Origin of the sequence: Polynucleobacter sp. AP-Sanab-80-C2, assembly GCF_035012965.1 — a bacterium.
Taxonomy (GTDB): domain Bacteria; phylum Pseudomonadota; class Gammaproteobacteria; order Burkholderiales; family Burkholderiaceae; genus Polynucleobacter.
In genome coordinates this window covers 187,836-203,686 of sequence record NZ_JAYGQS010000002.1, presented here as the reverse complement: position 1 = coordinate 203,686, position 15,851 = coordinate 187,836, and the positions used below count along the sequence as shown (strand labels likewise).

20 protein-coding genes are annotated in these 15,851 nt (G+C 43.6%); 3 read left to right on the top strand and 17 right to left on the bottom strand.

The genetic code is table 11. The features are described from left to right. The first annotated feature begins 149 nt into the window (after positions 1–149). From VC178_RS04210 to VC178_RS04200, 3 genes are all read left to right on the top strand, one after another. Entirely contained in the window at positions 150–1,649 is a 1,500-nt protein-coding gene (locus VC178_RS04210) for a hypothetical protein (protein ID WP_323481694.1), read from the top strand. Between the two features lie 191 nt (positions 1,650–1,840). After that, the gene (locus tag VC178_RS04205) at positions 1,841–4,189 is read left to right on the top strand and encodes a flagellin (protein ID WP_323481693.1); all 2,349 of its coding nucleotides are present in this window, start codon (positions 1,841–1,843) and stop codon (positions 4,187–4,189) included. A 126-nt stretch (positions 4,190–4,315) separates the two neighbouring features. Continuing rightward, a complete protein-coding gene (locus VC178_RS04200; protein WP_088526022.1) occupies positions 4,316–4,729 on the top strand; it encodes a hypothetical protein in 414 nt (137 codons plus the stop codon). Positions 4,730–4,816: 87 nt separating this feature from the next. Here the strand turns inward: VC178_RS04200 and VC178_RS04195 are convergent, their stop codons facing one another. The 17 genes from VC178_RS04195 to fliJ form a co-directional block, all read right to left on the bottom strand. Next, positions 4,817–6,421, bottom strand: coding sequence for a tetratricopeptide repeat-containing glycosyltransferase family protein (locus VC178_RS04195; protein ID WP_323481692.1), 1,605 nt, complete (start codon positions 6,419–6,421; stop codon positions 4,817–4,819). 29 nt (positions 6,422–6,450) lie between these two features. After that, on the bottom strand, positions 6,451–6,726 hold the full coding sequence (locus VC178_RS04190; protein WP_323481691.1) for a hypothetical protein: 276 nt from the start codon (positions 6,724–6,726) through the stop codon (positions 6,451–6,453). Beyond that, complete coding sequence (locus VC178_RS04185) at positions 6,726–6,992, bottom strand: prevent-host-death protein (protein WP_088525037.1); 267 nt, start codon at positions 6,990–6,992, stop codon at positions 6,726–6,728. Before VC178_RS04185 ends, VC178_RS04190 begins: the two co-directional genes overlap by 1 nt. Before the next feature lie 124 nt (positions 6,993–7,116). Beyond that, a complete protein-coding gene (locus VC178_RS04180; RefSeq protein ID WP_323481690.1) occupies positions 7,117–7,308 on the bottom strand; it encodes a hypothetical protein in 192 nt (63 codons plus the stop codon). 28 nt (positions 7,309–7,336) lie between these two features. After that, the gene (locus VC178_RS04175) at positions 7,337–8,065 is read right to left on the bottom strand and encodes a Fic/DOC family protein (RefSeq protein WP_323481689.1); all 729 of its coding nucleotides are present in this window, start codon (positions 8,063–8,065) and stop codon (positions 7,337–7,339) included. Beyond that, a complete protein-coding gene (locus tag VC178_RS04170) occupies positions 8,058–8,561 on the bottom strand; it encodes a DUF4423 domain-containing protein (protein WP_215320178.1) in 504 nt (167 codons plus the stop codon). Before VC178_RS04170 ends, VC178_RS04175 begins: the two co-directional genes overlap by 8 nt. Before the next feature lie 139 nt (positions 8,562–8,700). Next, positions 8,701–9,477, bottom strand: coding sequence for a flagellar biosynthetic protein FliR (gene fliR, locus VC178_RS04165; RefSeq protein WP_088524966.1), 777 nt, complete (start codon positions 9,475–9,477; stop codon positions 8,701–8,703). Between the two features lie 18 nt (positions 9,478–9,495). Further along, the gene (fliQ, locus tag VC178_RS04160) at positions 9,496–9,765 is read right to left on the bottom strand and encodes a flagellar biosynthesis protein FliQ (RefSeq protein WP_088524967.1); all 270 of its coding nucleotides are present in this window, start codon (positions 9,763–9,765) and stop codon (positions 9,496–9,498) included. Positions 9,766–9,840: 75 nt separating this feature from the next. Next, complete coding sequence (fliP, locus tag VC178_RS04155; RefSeq protein WP_323481688.1) at positions 9,841–10,638, bottom strand: flagellar type III secretion system pore protein FliP; 798 nt, start codon at positions 10,636–10,638, stop codon at positions 9,841–9,843. Beyond that, positions 10,631–11,248 (bottom strand): flagellar biosynthetic protein FliO, encoded by a 618-nt coding sequence (gene fliO / locus VC178_RS04150; RefSeq protein ID WP_323481687.1) that lies wholly within the window; start codon positions 11,246–11,248, stop codon positions 10,631–10,633. Before fliO ends, fliP begins: the two co-directional genes overlap by 8 nt. 50 nt (positions 11,249–11,298) lie before the next feature. Beyond that, the gene (fliN, locus tag VC178_RS04145) at positions 11,299–11,649 is read right to left on the bottom strand and encodes a flagellar motor switch protein FliN (protein ID WP_088524969.1); all 351 of its coding nucleotides are present in this window, start codon (positions 11,647–11,649) and stop codon (positions 11,299–11,301) included. After that, positions 11,636–12,655 carry a flagellar motor switch protein FliM gene (fliM, locus tag VC178_RS04140; RefSeq protein ID WP_323481686.1) on the bottom strand — a complete coding sequence of 340 codons (1,020 nt, stop codon included), beginning with the start codon at positions 12,653–12,655 and terminating at the stop codon, positions 11,636–11,638. Before fliM ends, fliN begins: the two co-directional genes overlap by 14 nt. Positions 12,656–12,668: 13 nt before the next feature. Further along, positions 12,669–13,154, bottom strand: a complete 486-nt coding sequence (gene fliL, locus VC178_RS04135) for a flagellar basal body-associated protein FliL (RefSeq protein WP_216124204.1) — start codon at positions 13,152–13,154, stop codon at positions 12,669–12,671. Positions 13,155–13,325: 171 nt separating this feature from the next. After that, the gene (locus tag VC178_RS04130) at positions 13,326–13,748 is read right to left on the bottom strand and encodes a hypothetical protein (protein ID WP_323481685.1); all 423 of its coding nucleotides are present in this window, start codon (positions 13,746–13,748) and stop codon (positions 13,326–13,328) included. A 113-nt stretch (positions 13,749–13,861) separates the two neighbouring features. After that, on the bottom strand, positions 13,862–14,212 hold the full coding sequence (locus VC178_RS04125; protein ID WP_088524973.1) for a BLUF domain-containing protein: 351 nt from the start codon (positions 14,210–14,212) through the stop codon (positions 13,862–13,864). Between the two features lie 5 nt (positions 14,213–14,217). Next, positions 14,218–15,378 carry a flagellar hook-length control protein FliK gene (locus tag VC178_RS04120; protein WP_323481684.1) on the bottom strand — a complete coding sequence of 387 codons (1,161 nt, stop codon included), beginning with the start codon at positions 15,376–15,378 and terminating at the stop codon, positions 14,218–14,220. A gap of 11 nt (positions 15,379–15,389) precedes the next feature. Then, on the bottom strand, positions 15,390–15,851 hold the full coding sequence (gene fliJ / locus VC178_RS04115; protein ID WP_215296733.1) for a flagellar export protein FliJ: 462 nt from the start codon (positions 15,849–15,851) through the stop codon (positions 15,390–15,392).

The following is a 15,851-nucleotide window of genomic DNA, read 5'->3' as shown; positions in this document are numbered from 1 at the left end:
ATAGTTAGCGCCAAGCTCTGTTGATGTGGTCTAAGCACTGCGCACTGATGCTTTTTCGTAAGTTGGTTTGTTGTTATGCATTTCGCGTAACCAGACCGTTTATTGCAATCCATTGTGGATGCATAAATTTATACTAAAGGAAAAGAATCATGCCAATGCCATTATCAGGTTTAGCACAGACCCTATCGAATTCTGTTGCATCAGTTCAAAATCAGATCGTTGATGTACAGAACCAATTAGCCACAGGTACGAAGACACTAAACCCGGGTGAGAACGGAGTTGTCACTCGTTTATCAGCGCAAGCTGCTAGTTACGAAACAACTTTATCAAATATCTCTGCGGCACAGAGCGTTATTACTGTCGGCCAAGCCGCCTTAACATCTATCACTTCAGTTCTTACACAAATGCAAACGTTGGCCAACCAAGCCTCCAGCGCAGGTTTAACAACTAGCGACCGCGACAGTCTAAACGCAACTTTTTCAAATCTTGCTGGTCAAATTGCTACTTTAGGAACTAGCGCTTCAGTAAATTCAAATAATTTACTCAGTGGCAATAGCTTGACTGTTACAACTGGTATTGATGGATCTTCAAGTGCGAACACGACAGTAAATGGAGTAAATATTGCTACGATAGCAAGCACCTTAAGCGCATTACAGATTAATGCTTCCTCTTCTGCGCCATCAGTATCAACAACCGCCAACGTTCATAAAAAAGATGACATTACTTTTGGTGGCACAGCTGATACTGTTTCAGCTAAAACTTATGTTGTTGGTGGTCTAACCTTCACTACTAATAGTAACTTTGTTGATACCAACCAACTTGCCAATGCAGCCGCACAAGATGCAGCTTTAGCTACTGCTTTTGCAAATTACATTACTGGATCATCTCTTACTAGTACCTATGGTAGCTTTTCTGGAGCCACACAATCAGGAATGGCAGCAGTATATTCAGCAGCAACAGCAGATTCTGGTGTTTTGACGCTCACATTCGCAAACGCTGGTGATCAGTCAAATACAGTAGTATCAACAACTGGTAATGCTACACCCGCAAGAAGTCTGAATTTAGGTGCTGCTAATCAGATCGATAAGGTAACTTTTAACGCCTCCTTATCTTCGGGACAATCTGTAAGTGTTGGCGGAATCATCTATACCGCTACTGCGACAGCTACAGTTGATCAGCAAAAAACTGATTTCATCAACTTCATTACAAGTGGAACTACTACCGGAGTTGCCGGCACTTTCACTGGGACAAGCTATACAACGGCTCACTCCCTATACTCAGCTGCTAGTGCTGGCACAGGTCAAATGAACTTAAGTTACCTTACAAGTGGAGTCCAGACGGCCGTTGCTACTAACGATAATGGCGTTAGCAATGCAGCTACTGCAATTAAGTCAATTGCGACTCAACTACAAACCGTATCTACTGGTCAATCTACATTAGCTGCCGCTGCTACTGGCTTGAAAGCGCAAAGCTCTGCTAATACTGCTCTTAAAACTGGCTTAACAGACACAGTAAACTCAATCCAAAACATTGATGCTACTGCGATGCAAGCTAAGTTACAGCAATTGAACAATCAACAATCGATCGATTATTATTTGGTTAGCCAAATGAATACCGAAGCAGCAGCGATTTTGTCGATATTCCGTTGATTTAACTAGTGTTTTAGCTGTCTAAGCTTAGAAAAGCCGGGTAAATCCCGGCTTTTTTAATGGATTCAAAGGGATGATTCCCTTATATAGTTTCCCTAATTATTGATTTTTGTCGTGTATAGGGCCAGGTATTTCAAGAATTTCCACCTGGATTTTACATAAAAAGATTGGATATTTAAGGAAAAAATATCATGAGCAATACTATTACTTCGCTAGCCTCAACACTGACTCAGTCTGTAAATGAGGTACAGAAAGGCATTGTTGAAACCCAAGCCCAACTTGCCTCTGGTAAGGCGACACTAAATGCCGCTGAAACTGGGGTTGTCAGTCGTATGACTGCTCAAGTCTCAGGCTATGGCTCAGTTACTAAAAACTTAACTGATGCTGGCAGCGCAATTGATGTAGCCCAATCGGCCTTAACTTCAATCTCTGAGATTATGTCTCAATTGAAAGGCCTGGCTACCCAAGCATCAAGCGCGGGATTTGCCTCAACTGATCGAGATAGCTTAAATCTGACCTTTCAAAACCTAACAAACCAAATACAACAATTAGTCACTAGTGCCAGTGTTAATGGCGCTAACCTGCTGAATACTGATTTTGGTCTACAAATAACGACGGGCATTGATGGCACTCCGGACTCCCAAACTCAAGTCAATGCAACCAATGTGGGTGAATTGGTTACGGCTCTAAAGCAGTTATTAATTACTGGTATGCAAATTACCGACCAGACATTTGCTGCAACGAATTTAACTACTCCAGTTGTAACCCTTGTGGGATCGGCCATTGGAAACGTAGCAGCAATTGTAAGTAGCAGTCAAACTACTCCAGTCATTACTTTGCCATTGACTGGACTGAAGGCTGGAGATTCATGTGCCATTACGATAGGTTTGCCAACTCCAGTAACTGTAACGCTAACCCTTACAAGTGATATGTCGGGTCCTGAACTCGCTACTGCCTTCAAAAATTATATCCAGTCAGGGACTCAGATAACAAGCGGCACTTTTGTTAGTACCACTGGAAGTGGTACTGTTGTCGCTTACCCATCGCTTACTACATCCGTTGGTACAGGCTCCAATACTCATGTTATTACTGTAACAGCGACTGGTGGTAATTCAGATACGTCTATCACATATACAAATTCAAATGCAAGCCCAGCAGTTACTCAAACTCAAACGATAACTCTTCCAACTACTAGCATGGCTCAGGGTAACTCTCTGACTATTGGTAATTTAACTTTTACTGCAGGTCCTGGACCAGGAACTAGCGCTGCTGGCATTTCACCATCACAAGTGAGTGCGGCGTTTGCTAACTACATTAATAATGGTGTTCAACCTGATCCAAGCATTGGAACTTTTACCACTACAACAAGTGCGGTTGCTCAAGTTCAAACAATTACTTTCCGTGATTTAGCAATTGGTGATAGCTTCTCTGCTGGTGGCTTGACCTTTACCGCTACAGCAACTACAACAGCGGCTCAACTTTCAACAGCATTTCTAGCCAAAATTGGTAACTCCGCTTCGCTGAGTCAATATGGTACTTGGAGTGGCTCTAAAGTAGGTGGACTAGGAGCAGCAGTTAGTGCTGGTGGTTCGACAACATCGATTGCGTGGAGCTACAGTGCGGCTGGTGGTCAGTTAACCAATCTTTTGACTACTGGCACCACATCCACCGGTCTTGCTTCATATACCCTTTCGGGCCAGAGCGCTGTAGCAGTGCCTTCAACTATTACAAAAATTGGTATGAACGCTAATACTGGTACGAAGATTACCGGTGGCTCCGCCTACGGTGTCAGCGCAACTGTTACTTCAAGCAACACATTTAGCCTAACAACAATAGATCCACTAACAACAGGCAGCGCTCCTGGCGGAATTGCCTTGCTGTCTCAAAACAGTAATACCACCACCAGAAATACCTTAACATTCACCAACACTAATTTATTGGCTGGTACTGCCAACTTATTTCCTGGTGACAGCGTCACAATTAATGGGCTCACTTTTACTGCATCACAAACTACAACGCCTCAGCAAGTTTTGGACGCTTTCAAGAATGTGATTAATAGCGGCGATACAGGCAATCTATATGGCACCTTTGCCAATACCGATGTTGGTGGTGGCTCTTTAACTGGTAAGGTTTCTGAATTCACCAATTACTTCACTGCGATTGACTTAGGCAATAACGTTTTAGCAATTGATAATAAAGATGGTAATACCTCAACAGTTCCTCCTGAAATCAAGTGGAATACCCAAAATGCTGCAATTGCTAATGCTAATAAAGCCACTCAGGTGATTACTGGACAAATTGATACCGTTTCTACTGCACAAGCATCTCTTGCTGCAGCAACAGCTGGTATTCAAGCTCAATTGAAAAATGCAACCAATATCAAGAATGGTATGCAAAAGACAATTGATGCAATTGCCAATATTGATCCGACTGCTTTGCAGGCTAATCTACAACAATTGAATACTCAGCAAAGCGTTGACTACTATTTGGTAAGTCAAATGAACACCGCAGCGGCTGCAATTTTGTCAATATTCCGTTAATTTGAACACTGATACCCTTTGATTTGCGCTAATGATCATTTCACCATTAGTTCATACAAATCAAAGGGGTTTCAGATAGAATACTTTTAACTAAGAACACAAAATAACGAATAACGAGAGACCATCATGTTTAATAGCAAAAACGCCATTAATGCTTATGTGTCAGTTGATAACAATCTGACTGGTGCTAGCTTTGAAAAACGCTGGTTTGAATCTGTCATTAGCATGGTCAAACGTATCATGGCTGGTGAATTTGATCCTGTAACTAATCACAAAAGATTATTAGAAATCGCTGAAGGCTTGCAGTGGGTGCAAGAGAACCTCAATGAGAAATTACATTCTCAACACCGCACCATGCTCAAGACAATCTACAGCACTAACATTCAGATTCTCAATGGCGCCATTCAGTCACAGAATTTTGAGTACCTCCCCCTAGTGATTGCATCAATGGAAGTTATCTTAGGCCCTTACAACAAGGGAACAGCTGGAACCATAGCAGCACCAGCTGAGGCTGCAGAACCAATGAAGCACACTGCTTAATTCTGTAATTCTCAATTCGATTGATATTCAATACACCTAAGCAGTAGCTTAGGTGTATTGCTTTGTGCTATGCATTAATTACCTTGCTCAGTTGTATTGAGTAGACTGCTTTAATAGCGGTACCAGATCATGGCGGATTTTATCTAGAGGCGCATCCCAAACGCCCTGCTGCTCTTGTCGGTAAAGCCTTAAGCTAGGATACCAAGGGCTTAAAGTCACACCAGATAGCCAACGCCAATGAGGCGCCTTGGGTAATAAGACCCAACAAGGGATATTCATAGCACCTGCCAAGTGAGCCACTTCATTATCTACTGAGATGATGATGTCACATGCGCTGATAAGTGCTGCTAAGTCATCAAGCCCCAATGAATGATTAGGCTGCTCATATCCATAAACCTGGATCATCAGTTTGGACTGAAGATCTGCAAGCTCTTGATTACTAATACCCTGTTGTAAATTCACGAATTTAATGCCAGGCATGTTCAAAGAAGAGACTAATTGAGTCAGCTCTATGTTGTTTGTTTTGTTTGTTTTATTGGGTTTGCTTGATTTATTGGCTAAGTGATCTCCTTCTTTCCAAGCAATACCAATGAGTAACTCATCTTGCTTGGTTAGCGTTTCTTTAATGAGGTTTCTTTGCTCAAATTTTGGCTTGAGATACTGAAGTTTGACATTTAGAAAATCATCGATTTGATTTCTAAAGAGTCCAGGTAGATCCCCTAAGGCGATATGAGCATCGTAGAGTGATTCATCTACGGTTTCTGTTGATGAATAAAAGGTAATTTCTGGCATCGAGCGTTCAAAAATTGGTATTAAACGCGGGTCAATCTGCACCAATAGATTTGGCACTAATCGCTGCATCTCTAAGAGTAAGCTGCCAAAGAGGATATGTTCGCTTGCGCCCTGCTCTGCCCAAACTAATAGTCTTTTGGCTGTGCTGCCGTTTTGCCACTTTGGCTTGCTGGTTTTTAAGGGCTGGGATGTCAGGCCAAGGCCTTTCCAGCGCCAGTGATACATACCCCAACCCGATTGCAAATTACCATTGAGTAAGTACAACTTTGCCAGGTTATCGTGTGCCGCTCCTAACTGAGGGTCTAGAGCAATCGCCTTTTCTTGACTCTCAATCGCAGGATAAATCAGGTTTAAGTCTTGATACGCCAACCCTCGATTGACGTAGAAAGTAGCGTCTTCTGGGTCTAGCTCAATCGCTGTTTGATATTCGAGTAAAGCTTGATCATGCTGCCCTAGTTCTTTAAAGAGATTGCCTCGGTTGGAATAGAGCTTAGCCATAGTTGGCGCAATACTAATAGCGGCATTAATCGAGACCAAAGCATCTTCTTGGCGCTGGAGATTACGTAATGCCTCTGCAGCATTCGCGTATGTGGTCCAATTTCCAGCTTCAAGTGCGATGGAATGACGGCAGCACTCTAGTGCTAAAGCATGCTGCCCCAGCTTCATCAGCGCATGGGCTGCATTATTAAAGCACTCTGGCATCGTTGAATTGATCTCAAGCGCTTTGGAGAGTAATTGCACTGCTCTTGAAGGATCTTCATCGGTAACTGCCACTCCGAGCATATGCAGAGCATCAAAATGATTGGGATCATTTTGAAGAATATCTTCGTAAAGTAATTTTGCTTGCTCTATTTCACCTTGCTGGTGAAATATGAAGGCTTTTTCGAAGGATGTACTCATGTGCTTTATTGAATCACTCAGTAGCTAGTTTAATAAACCGCATCATGATCACCAACATTGATCAAAACAATCTCATATTCAGTAATAATCATTTCAATAGTGACTCGGTATTTCAGATTGATCGAAATGCTTTGTAAGCCATCAAGCCTTCCAGATAAACTATGAAGACGCAGAGAGGGATGATAGGGATTGAGCTCTAACAGTTCCAATGCTTTGGCATACTGTGTTTCCACATCAGGATGACGCTTTAGAAACTTCGCAGCGCGCCGGTTGTATTGCTCAGTAAAGATTAACTGCCAACTCATTAGGCTGACTTGTTGATTTGCTTGAGACGTTTGATATGCTGAGCCACGGTTTCTTTAACAAAGCGTCCACCCGCCAAATCAGCCCTGGATTCAGCCAGTGCAGCCTCCAGTTCGCATTCACGTAAATACTGATATTGCTCCTGGCTCATCACCACATACTTCACCTGTCCACGCACGGATACAGGTGCTTCTAGTTGATCTAGTAAAGCTTCCTCAATGGCTTTTATGCCCTTAGTTTTTAAATTATTTGCTACGACGGTACCCATTATCGCCCCCTTAATAACACTATTAATAGTATTGTATAGAATATTATTTATGCTGGCAAGGCTCTTGGTTGGGTAAAAATCAATGCCTAACATGGAGAGTTCAAATAGCGGCATTCATTGCGCGTCAATTTGCACAAGTAGCCCAGGTACACTGCACTGCTCTTGAAGGATCTTCATCGGTAACTGCCACTCCGAGCTTATGCAGTGCGTCAAAATGATTGGGATCATTTTGGAGAATATCTTCGTAAAGCAATTTTGCTTGCTCTACTTCGCCTTGCTGGTGAAGGGTGAAGGCTTGTTGGAAGGTTGTATTCATAGGCTGTTTTGAATAGCTGGCTGGTTATCTAGCTTGCAAGCTTATAGTCACGCCGACGTTCGAAAGCTTGGTAACTCTCAGCCACTTGCGGATCCGCATATTGCGCTGAAGAATCTACCCCTGCATTGACCCCATCAAGGCCTGGCAAGATTGATATACATTCCAACCACTGATCTCGGTGAATTTTCTCGCCAATGAATGGGCGCAGATATTGATCTAAAGCACCAGAATGGGGATATTCAATTTCACGAGTTAATGCCTCTAGATAAGCAGTCTTGTCAGTAGCAATCCAATCAATCGACATATTCGCACGAAAACATAACTCAGCATGAACAAGGAGCATGGCACGCCCATTGCCATCTAGAAATGGGTGACCAAATGCAAACATGCCCATAATAAATCCTGGCCTTACTGCCATTTGTTGTTTGTCTTGAGCGGATGAAAGCCCCTCCTCAATCGCACGCTGACAATCTTTTGGGTGGCAAAAGTACACCTCACCTTTGCTGATGGACCTATCTGGCAAAAGCGTATTTCGATCTTCACCAGCCCAAGGATAAAGACCTAAAAATAGAATGCGGTGAACCTCCAAAAAATCAGAGTACTCAATTCTTTTGCATTGTGCTAAAAAATCCAAAGCAATTGGTAACTGAGCACGAAATAGTTCGTGCTCCGCAATTTTAATGATTTCTATATCTTTTTCGCCAGCGGTGTTGCGCAGATAACCACGTGAAGCATAATCGCCAAATGGATCAAACACGCTTGAGGTCTTTATGGTGTTTGATTACGAGTGCCACCATATCTTTGGGGGTCATTTTTCCTGAGCGTGTAAGAGCGACCAGTAAATCATCGGTTGAGTCACTCTTTACTTCATCACCGGCTAATTCAGTAACTGAACTCGCCCAACGATCTGCATAGATGGGATTAAATACAACGCCCTCACTTTTTGCCAAACTCTTGACATATCGAGCGGTTGGCGTCAAACGAGTTCGCTTACTGAGGCGTATGAATTGATCGCGCAAGTTTTTTACTCTCAAAGAAGCGCTTGCTAGCAACGCTTCCTTACCCAATTCCAACACCTTAGAAGGCTTAGCGTAAACACCTCGATCTAGCTTTTCAATAAGGCCACTATCAACCAAAGAACGCAGGGCATCAGAAACTTGACTAGGGCTGCCAAAAGACTTGGTGTCTAAGCGCAATAAAAGCCCATCTCGACGCGGGCGAAGGGATTGCAAGATGCGGCCTTTAATATCCATGTGGTTATTGTAATTTAGATGTAAATATAAAGCAATATCAATAACTTAAAGACTTACTATATGCCGGTTTATAGATCCATATATTGGGGGGATAGTATTCAATGCCGCATAAGGCTAGCTCTTTTTCCACATCCAAACATCACCTCAACTTCAGCATATTTTTACTCGCCTCAATCCCCTGCTCGATCACGATTTGATAAGGGGCAGCTAGCGTGGGTAGCATCAACATGATTACTAAGAATCCAACCAATAGGGTTAGTGGAAAGCCGATACCAAAAATATTGAGCTGCGGTGATGATCTTGTCAAAATACCTAAAGCTAGATTAGTAATGAGTAAAGTCGCCACAATGGGTAGTGAGAGTTGTAAAGCGATGCTAAATAGCTTAGCGCCCCACAGAGCAATCATCATGCCATCCACCATATGGGCTTGTGCTGTGACGGGGAAGTCATAAAAGCTCTGGAGCAATGCAGAAATCATGATCAAGTGGCCATTCATACTTAGGAAGACTAAGAGTGCCAAGATACCCATGAGCTGACTAATCACCACGGTTGTGCCGCCTGATTGAGGATCGTAGTTGGTTGCAAAACCAAAGCCCATAGTCATACCACTCACCTGCCCGGCAAACTCAATCGCACTAAAGATAATCTGCGCCATAAAACCGATTGCCAAGCCTATGATCAATTGCTCGGCAACAATCAAAACACCACTCAGGGAGAGTAAGTCAATGTCTGGCATTGCTGGTGCTGCAGGCGCAATCACCATGGCGAGCAAAATACCCATAGCCACTTTAATTTGCGGTGAGACTGCTTGATTACCAAAAAACGGGGCGATGGCTACAAAGCCCAGAATCCGCGTGAGCGGTATTAAGATCGTGACAACCCAAGCTTGGATGAGTTCGCTATTGAGCGTCAGCATGGGTAAGAATGAATGGTGTTAGCCCATCAAGAGCGAGAAATTACTAAACATACCCCGCATATAGGTCACCAATACTGAGATCATCCAAGGCCCTGCGATGAGAAGTGTCAGTAAGATACCCAATAGCTTTGGAATAAAGGATAAAGTCGCTTCGTTAATTTGAGTGGCTGCTTGAAATACCGAAATAATCAAACCAACCAATAGAGAAACCAAGAGCAAAGGTGCGCCGACCAGTAAGGTGGTCTCCATTGCAAGGCGTCCGATATTCATTACTGATTCTGGTGTCATGACTTTTGTCCTGGTCCTATTATTTATTTTTTCTATTTTTTATCTGTTGGATTATTTAGTTTTTGCTGCCACCACTTAGGATGCAAAGCTAGCTGCTAAGGAGCCCAATAAGAGCTGCCAGCCATCTACCAATACGAATAGCATCAGCTTAAAGGGCAAGGAAATAATCGCCGGCGAGACCATCATCATGCCCATGGCCATCAGCACACTGGCGACCACCATATCAATAATCAAAAAAGGAATAAAAATACTAAAGCCAATCTGAAAGCCGGTTTTTAACTCACTGGTCATAAAGCTAGGCACCAAAACACTCATCGGAATATCTTCAGGTGAGGCGACTTTCTTGCCAGACATATTTAAGAATAAAGCCAGATCGGTTTCGCGGGTTTGTTTGAGCATGAACTCTCTAATCGGGACTGAACCTTTTTCTAAAGCCTGCTGCATCGTGATCTTGTTTTCATTGAGCGGCTGATACGCCTCGTTATAGACTCGATCAAACACCGGGCCCATCACAAAGAAGGTTAAGAATAGCGCTAAGCCTAATAAGATTTGGTTTGGTGGGGTTGCTTGCGCACCAATCGCCTGGCGCAAGAGTGAAAGCACAATAATGATGCGGGTAAAGCTGGTCATCATTAATAAGACGGTTGGCAAAAAGGATAATGAAGTCAACAGAATCAGAGTCTGCAGACTCAAGCTGTAGTTTTGACTGCCACCAGGTCCAGCGGAGCTGGATAAAACATTCAATGATGAATTATTGGCTGCATAACTGGGAATCGTGTAAAAAATACAAGCCAAGGCAAAGCCCAAGCACAGCGCCCAAAATACAGTCTTGGCATTGAGATGGATGGGCTTCAGTTCATTAAGATCATTCATTGCCATCACCTACTTTAAGGACCTTGCGTAAAAAACGCTTCACATTTTCTTTATGAAACTTGGCAGAATTGGTTTGAGGTTTAAAACTACTTTGCATATTGCGCGGCTCTTCTTGAAACTTAGACGAAGGAGGTGACTGCTCTTCATCAAATTCAGATCTAAATTGAAAACGGGGTTCGGATTGGCGTTGCTCACGACCGCCCTGGTTAGTAGTTGGTGCAGTCTCATCTTCATAGAATGGCGCTTCATCGTAGCCATCACTAAAGTCAAGATCTGCCACCTTAAAGTTGGCCAAGCTATTGACCTGACCTGAGGCAACACCAACAACCACCCAATTACCGCCAATTTCAACGACTACCACACGCTCACGCGGACCGACACTCACACCACCGACAATTTTGGCAACCGATTGATTGCCAATCTTGGCATGATTGAGTTTTTTCATCGCCCACGCTAAACCAGCGATTAAGGCTAACACTAACAACAAACCCAGAATCACTCGAAATGGGCCACCGTCAGACTCTGGAACACGGGTAACCTGAGCCAGCGCCACTTCAGCAAAGAAGAAGCTTGCGAGTATTGCCCAGTTTGGTGTTTTCAGGATGGTCATCGTGCTGTTTTCTGGCTTATTGAGCTTGTATGGTTTGATGATCGATTGATTTATTTATTAAGCTTGCGAATACGCTCAATTGGGGTAATGATTTCAGTCAGGCGAATACCAAACTTTTCATTAATCACGACCACTTCGCCTTTAGCAATCATCGTGCCATTGACGAGGATATCCATCAAATCGCCAGAGGCAGCATCTAATTCAACAATAGAGCCCTGTGTGAGTTGCAAAAGTGACTTAATTGGAATTTTGGTGCGGCCGATTTCTACCGAGAATTGAACCGGAATATCTTTAATGAATTCCAAATCCTTTTCTTGTGGCAGGGACTTGTCGGCCCCTTCCAACTCATTAAATACTTCGGCACCCGTTTGATTGCCGGATTCAATTTCATTTGCCATCATTGGCTCCTTTAATATATTCAGATGCGTCAGGTTTCAAGAGTTTTTCAACTCGCAATGCGTATTGATTGTTATAAATGCCATAACGGCAAGATAAGACAGGCACGTTATCTACCGTTACCGGTATTTCTGCTGAATAAGGGAAGGGAATGACGTCGCCGCTCTTTAAGGCAATGATTTCTTCCATCAGCATGGTTTTATTGCCTAAATTAGCAACCACCTCTACTTCAACTGCTTCTACCTGTTGAAGCAAGGTCTCTTCCCAAACATGATCATGCTCAGCAACCATACCCTGAGTCTGGGATGTCAGAATATCCATGATTGGCTCGAGCATCATATAAGGGATGCATAAGTCAATCTCGTAGCTGGCTTCACCAATCGCTAATGTAAATGTAGTGGTTGACATCAATTCACTTGCCATAGCGATATTCACAAATGACAAATTCATTTCTGAGTTAACGTGTTCACATTCGATCTCGTAGGCCGGGGCCCATGCTTCTTGATATGAAGTGAAGAAGGTCTTTAATAATGTACCTACAATCCGCATCTCAGTAGCCGTGAACTCGCGACCCTCGATGGACACTGGGAAGCGAGCTCCACCGCCAAAAAGATTATCGACGGTGTACAACACCAAATTGGGATCGATGATCAACAAACCGGTACCACGCAGTGGTTTGAGTTTGATCAAATTAATATTGCTTGGTTGACTATGTTTGGATAGCAGCTCACCATACTTACAGGTTGTCGTTGCCGAGGTCTTTACCTCAATGAGCGCCCCAAATAAGTTAGAGGCGGTAATTCTCAGCAAACGAATAAAACGTTCATGAACCGTTTCAATCGTGGGCATACGGCCACGAACTAGGCGCTCTTGGGTGCCTAAATTAAAAGTCTTCGCTGGTGCACCCTGCAGGCTTTGTTCCTGCATTTGAGCATTTTTTTGCTCTTCAGTGAGCTCAACGTCTTTTAACAGCTCGTCAAGTTCACCTTCGGTGAGATTCTCATCTGCCATGATGGGCTCTTACTTACTGAATAATAAAAGAAGTGAAATAGACGCCAGTGATTTTTTGTTCTGTCTCACTACCGCTAAATGGTTTTTGGAGTTGCTCAATAATCTCAGTCATCAAGGCATTCTTACCTTCAACTGAAGTGATTTCTGAAGCTTTTTTATTGGTGAGAATTAACAAAATACGACTTCTCAACTCTGGCATACGCGCTTTCAAACTGGCACTCATCTCTTCAGAAGGCACTTGTAAGTTCAAAGTAGTTTGTAGGTATTGTTGCGGCTCTGTACTCTCAGGGCGCAAGTTCACTGTGAACACTTCCAAAGGTACAAAAATCTGGAGTTCTGGAACCTTTGGCTTGGAGGATTCTGCCGACTTAGAATCGGCTTTCATGACCAAGAAATAGTAAGCCGCCCCGCCACCGATGGCCAATGCGAGCACCACACCTAGGATGATGAATAACATCTTTTTAGATTTGGGCTTAACCGGTTGTTCGTTCTCTGCCATTTACCGCTCCATTGTGAAAATTATTCCTCATTATCAATGGAATTGATGACACTAGATACTTAGAAAAGAGGGAGAAACACCCCTTATAAAGGCGTTTAGAGGCTATTTTTGAAGCTTCTTAAGAGGTTTACTGGAGACTAAATTCCCTTAAAAGGGAGTATTCAGTAAAACTTAGGCCGAAGTAATTAAACTAGCCCCTGGGAAGGCAGCAGGCTGAGCTTGATAAGGGTGACGTGGCATCATTTGACCGGCAGAAGCAGCCATACCAGCTAATGCAGACATCTCATTTTTAGGCGTACTCGAAGTTTGCGAGCTCAGTAAACCATGTAACAAAGTACTGGCTGCTGCATCACCCAATTTAGAAATACCCAAAGAGGCGCCAGGCATGGCAACGGAGGCAACTGCTAAACCACCAGACAGTGTTTTACCTAAAAGGCTGCCTAATCCATCCATAAAACTGGATGAAGGCTCGCCCACAGAAGATTTGCTATTTCCGGGTGCACCATGAAATTCAGCAGAAACCCCTTTAGCTAGAAAGCCGGAGTTCAGTGAATTACCAAAAGAGCTAGGTAGGTTGCCTAAATTAGTCATCATCTGATTTTAGAGGGATGGGCAGGATTCAAATCGGAGAATAAAGGGGGGTTTTACCCTCAATTCTGAATTTTGGGCAGGCTCTAGACGGATGATTTGACTATTCATGACCAGTTTCAAAGCTTGTCCTGCCACTGAATCGGCGAGCCAACATGCTCGTATTCCTCAGTCTGAGGGTTATAAAAAGTCATTGCCCAACTAGGATACTCACGGGTGCTAATTTCACCCTCCTGGATCACGCTTACTAGGGTGTGACGAGAATCTTGCTCAATTTTGCCAAAAAGTCCTTTCACAGCCAACTCCTCACCTTCGAGGACTTCCATGAAATTACCATCCTTAAATACCAACATACCAGTGATACCCACCTTGGTATTTTCACTGCTCATCACAAAAGCCATATCCAGAAACTTTTCTCGAGTAAAAGTCTCTGTTGCAGAGCTGACGTAGATGAGTTGATAAATAGCCATAAAAATTAGACGAATACGCTAACAGTGCCATCGTACTGCATCGGCAGGCCCTGAGCTTGGCTACCCTTGGGTGCTTGCTCATTGAGCAACTGGCTCAAAGCACTTTGATGTTCTGATGAAAGGTCAAAATTGGCACCAGACTCGGCCTGAGAAGCTAGAGCGCTCGCCTGACTCTCTTCATAACTAAGCCCAGAGCGGATATCCGCCTGCTCCAAAACAAGATCTGCTTGGCTCATCGAGCTACGCAACTTCTCTAAGCCGTCTTGCAAGGCTTGGCGTACATCGGCATTGTTCGATACAAAAGTCGCATTCACCTGATGATCTTTAACGGTAATCACAATTTTTAGAAGTCCAAGATTGTCAGGATTGAGATTTAAAACAGCTAAATGCATATTAGCACCAACCATCAAAATCATTCTCTGAGAGATTTCTTCGTTCCACTGTAAAGAACCAAACTGGGCATGCACTTGGCCATGCATCGTATTGGCTTGAATAGGTACATTACCAAACTCTGATTCGCCACCAGTACCCGCTTGACCGCCTTGCCCCTGATTTTCTGATGCTAAAATTCCCATGGCAGTAATCGCCTCGGTTTCTAGATTTGTACTCTTTTTGGCTACCAACTGATCTTTCTCTGGCATCTCAAACGTCGCATTTTTGGATAGCGCTTGGGGAGGACCTTGGCGTCTAGCCTGCGCTTGCAGAATCTCAGCATCAGTATTGAGTCCTGGCTCTCTTGAAATGACCCGCATATTCTTGGCTTGCGCTTGCATTTCAGCTAGCTTGGCAAAAGCGAACTCAGTACGAGGCTGCGTACTCTGAGGATTTTGCGCTGTGCTTGTCTGAACAGAATGGACCTCGCCTGCCTTAGCAATGTTGATAAAGGCATCGGCTTGCCTACTCACAGCAGCCCTCACCTCTTCCTGGTGAGGATTATCCTTGGCTTGCAATTTGCTAGCCTGCACGACATTAGGTGAAAGTAATTGCGCGGTATTCACCGTGTTTTTAGCATCTAGCTCTTGAAATACTTTGACTTGAGAAGAAAGCAATTGACTAAAGATGGGCAAAGTCGCTGCACCCGCTTTGGCATTAGACGATCCGCCAGCCTCCTGCCCAACACTATTGTTGAGCAAGGATTGGGTTTGCGCTTTGAGGTCAATATTCATGGCGATCTTTTTTATGCACCAGAGTGATTGGCCGATAAAAAGCGGCGTTGATTGCTACTGAACTCATCCATTTGCTTCTGCTCGCGCCTATTCGCTAACTTTTGCATCTGCAATTGATTTCTTTCAATGATGACTTCGTATGATCTTTTTTTAGCCTGACATTTTTGCCAGTACGCTAAATGGTGTTTGACGATTTCTTCGTATTGATGAATAGCGCCGCCCTGACTAACGATGGCCTGATCTAAATTCTTCAAGAAGAGCATGTAATTTTGCAGATCAGTAGCACTAACCCCTTCAAGTGATAAAGCATTACGCTGAGCAATATATTCATCACGATAGGTTTGCAAGCGAGTTTCTTGTTCACGCGCCTGCGCGACATCACGATTCGCTTTAGCCAATCTTTCGGCTGCCTTATCCAGATTTCGCTTAGAAAGCTCTAAGAGGGTATTCATGCCATTCAGAGTGTTCGCCAT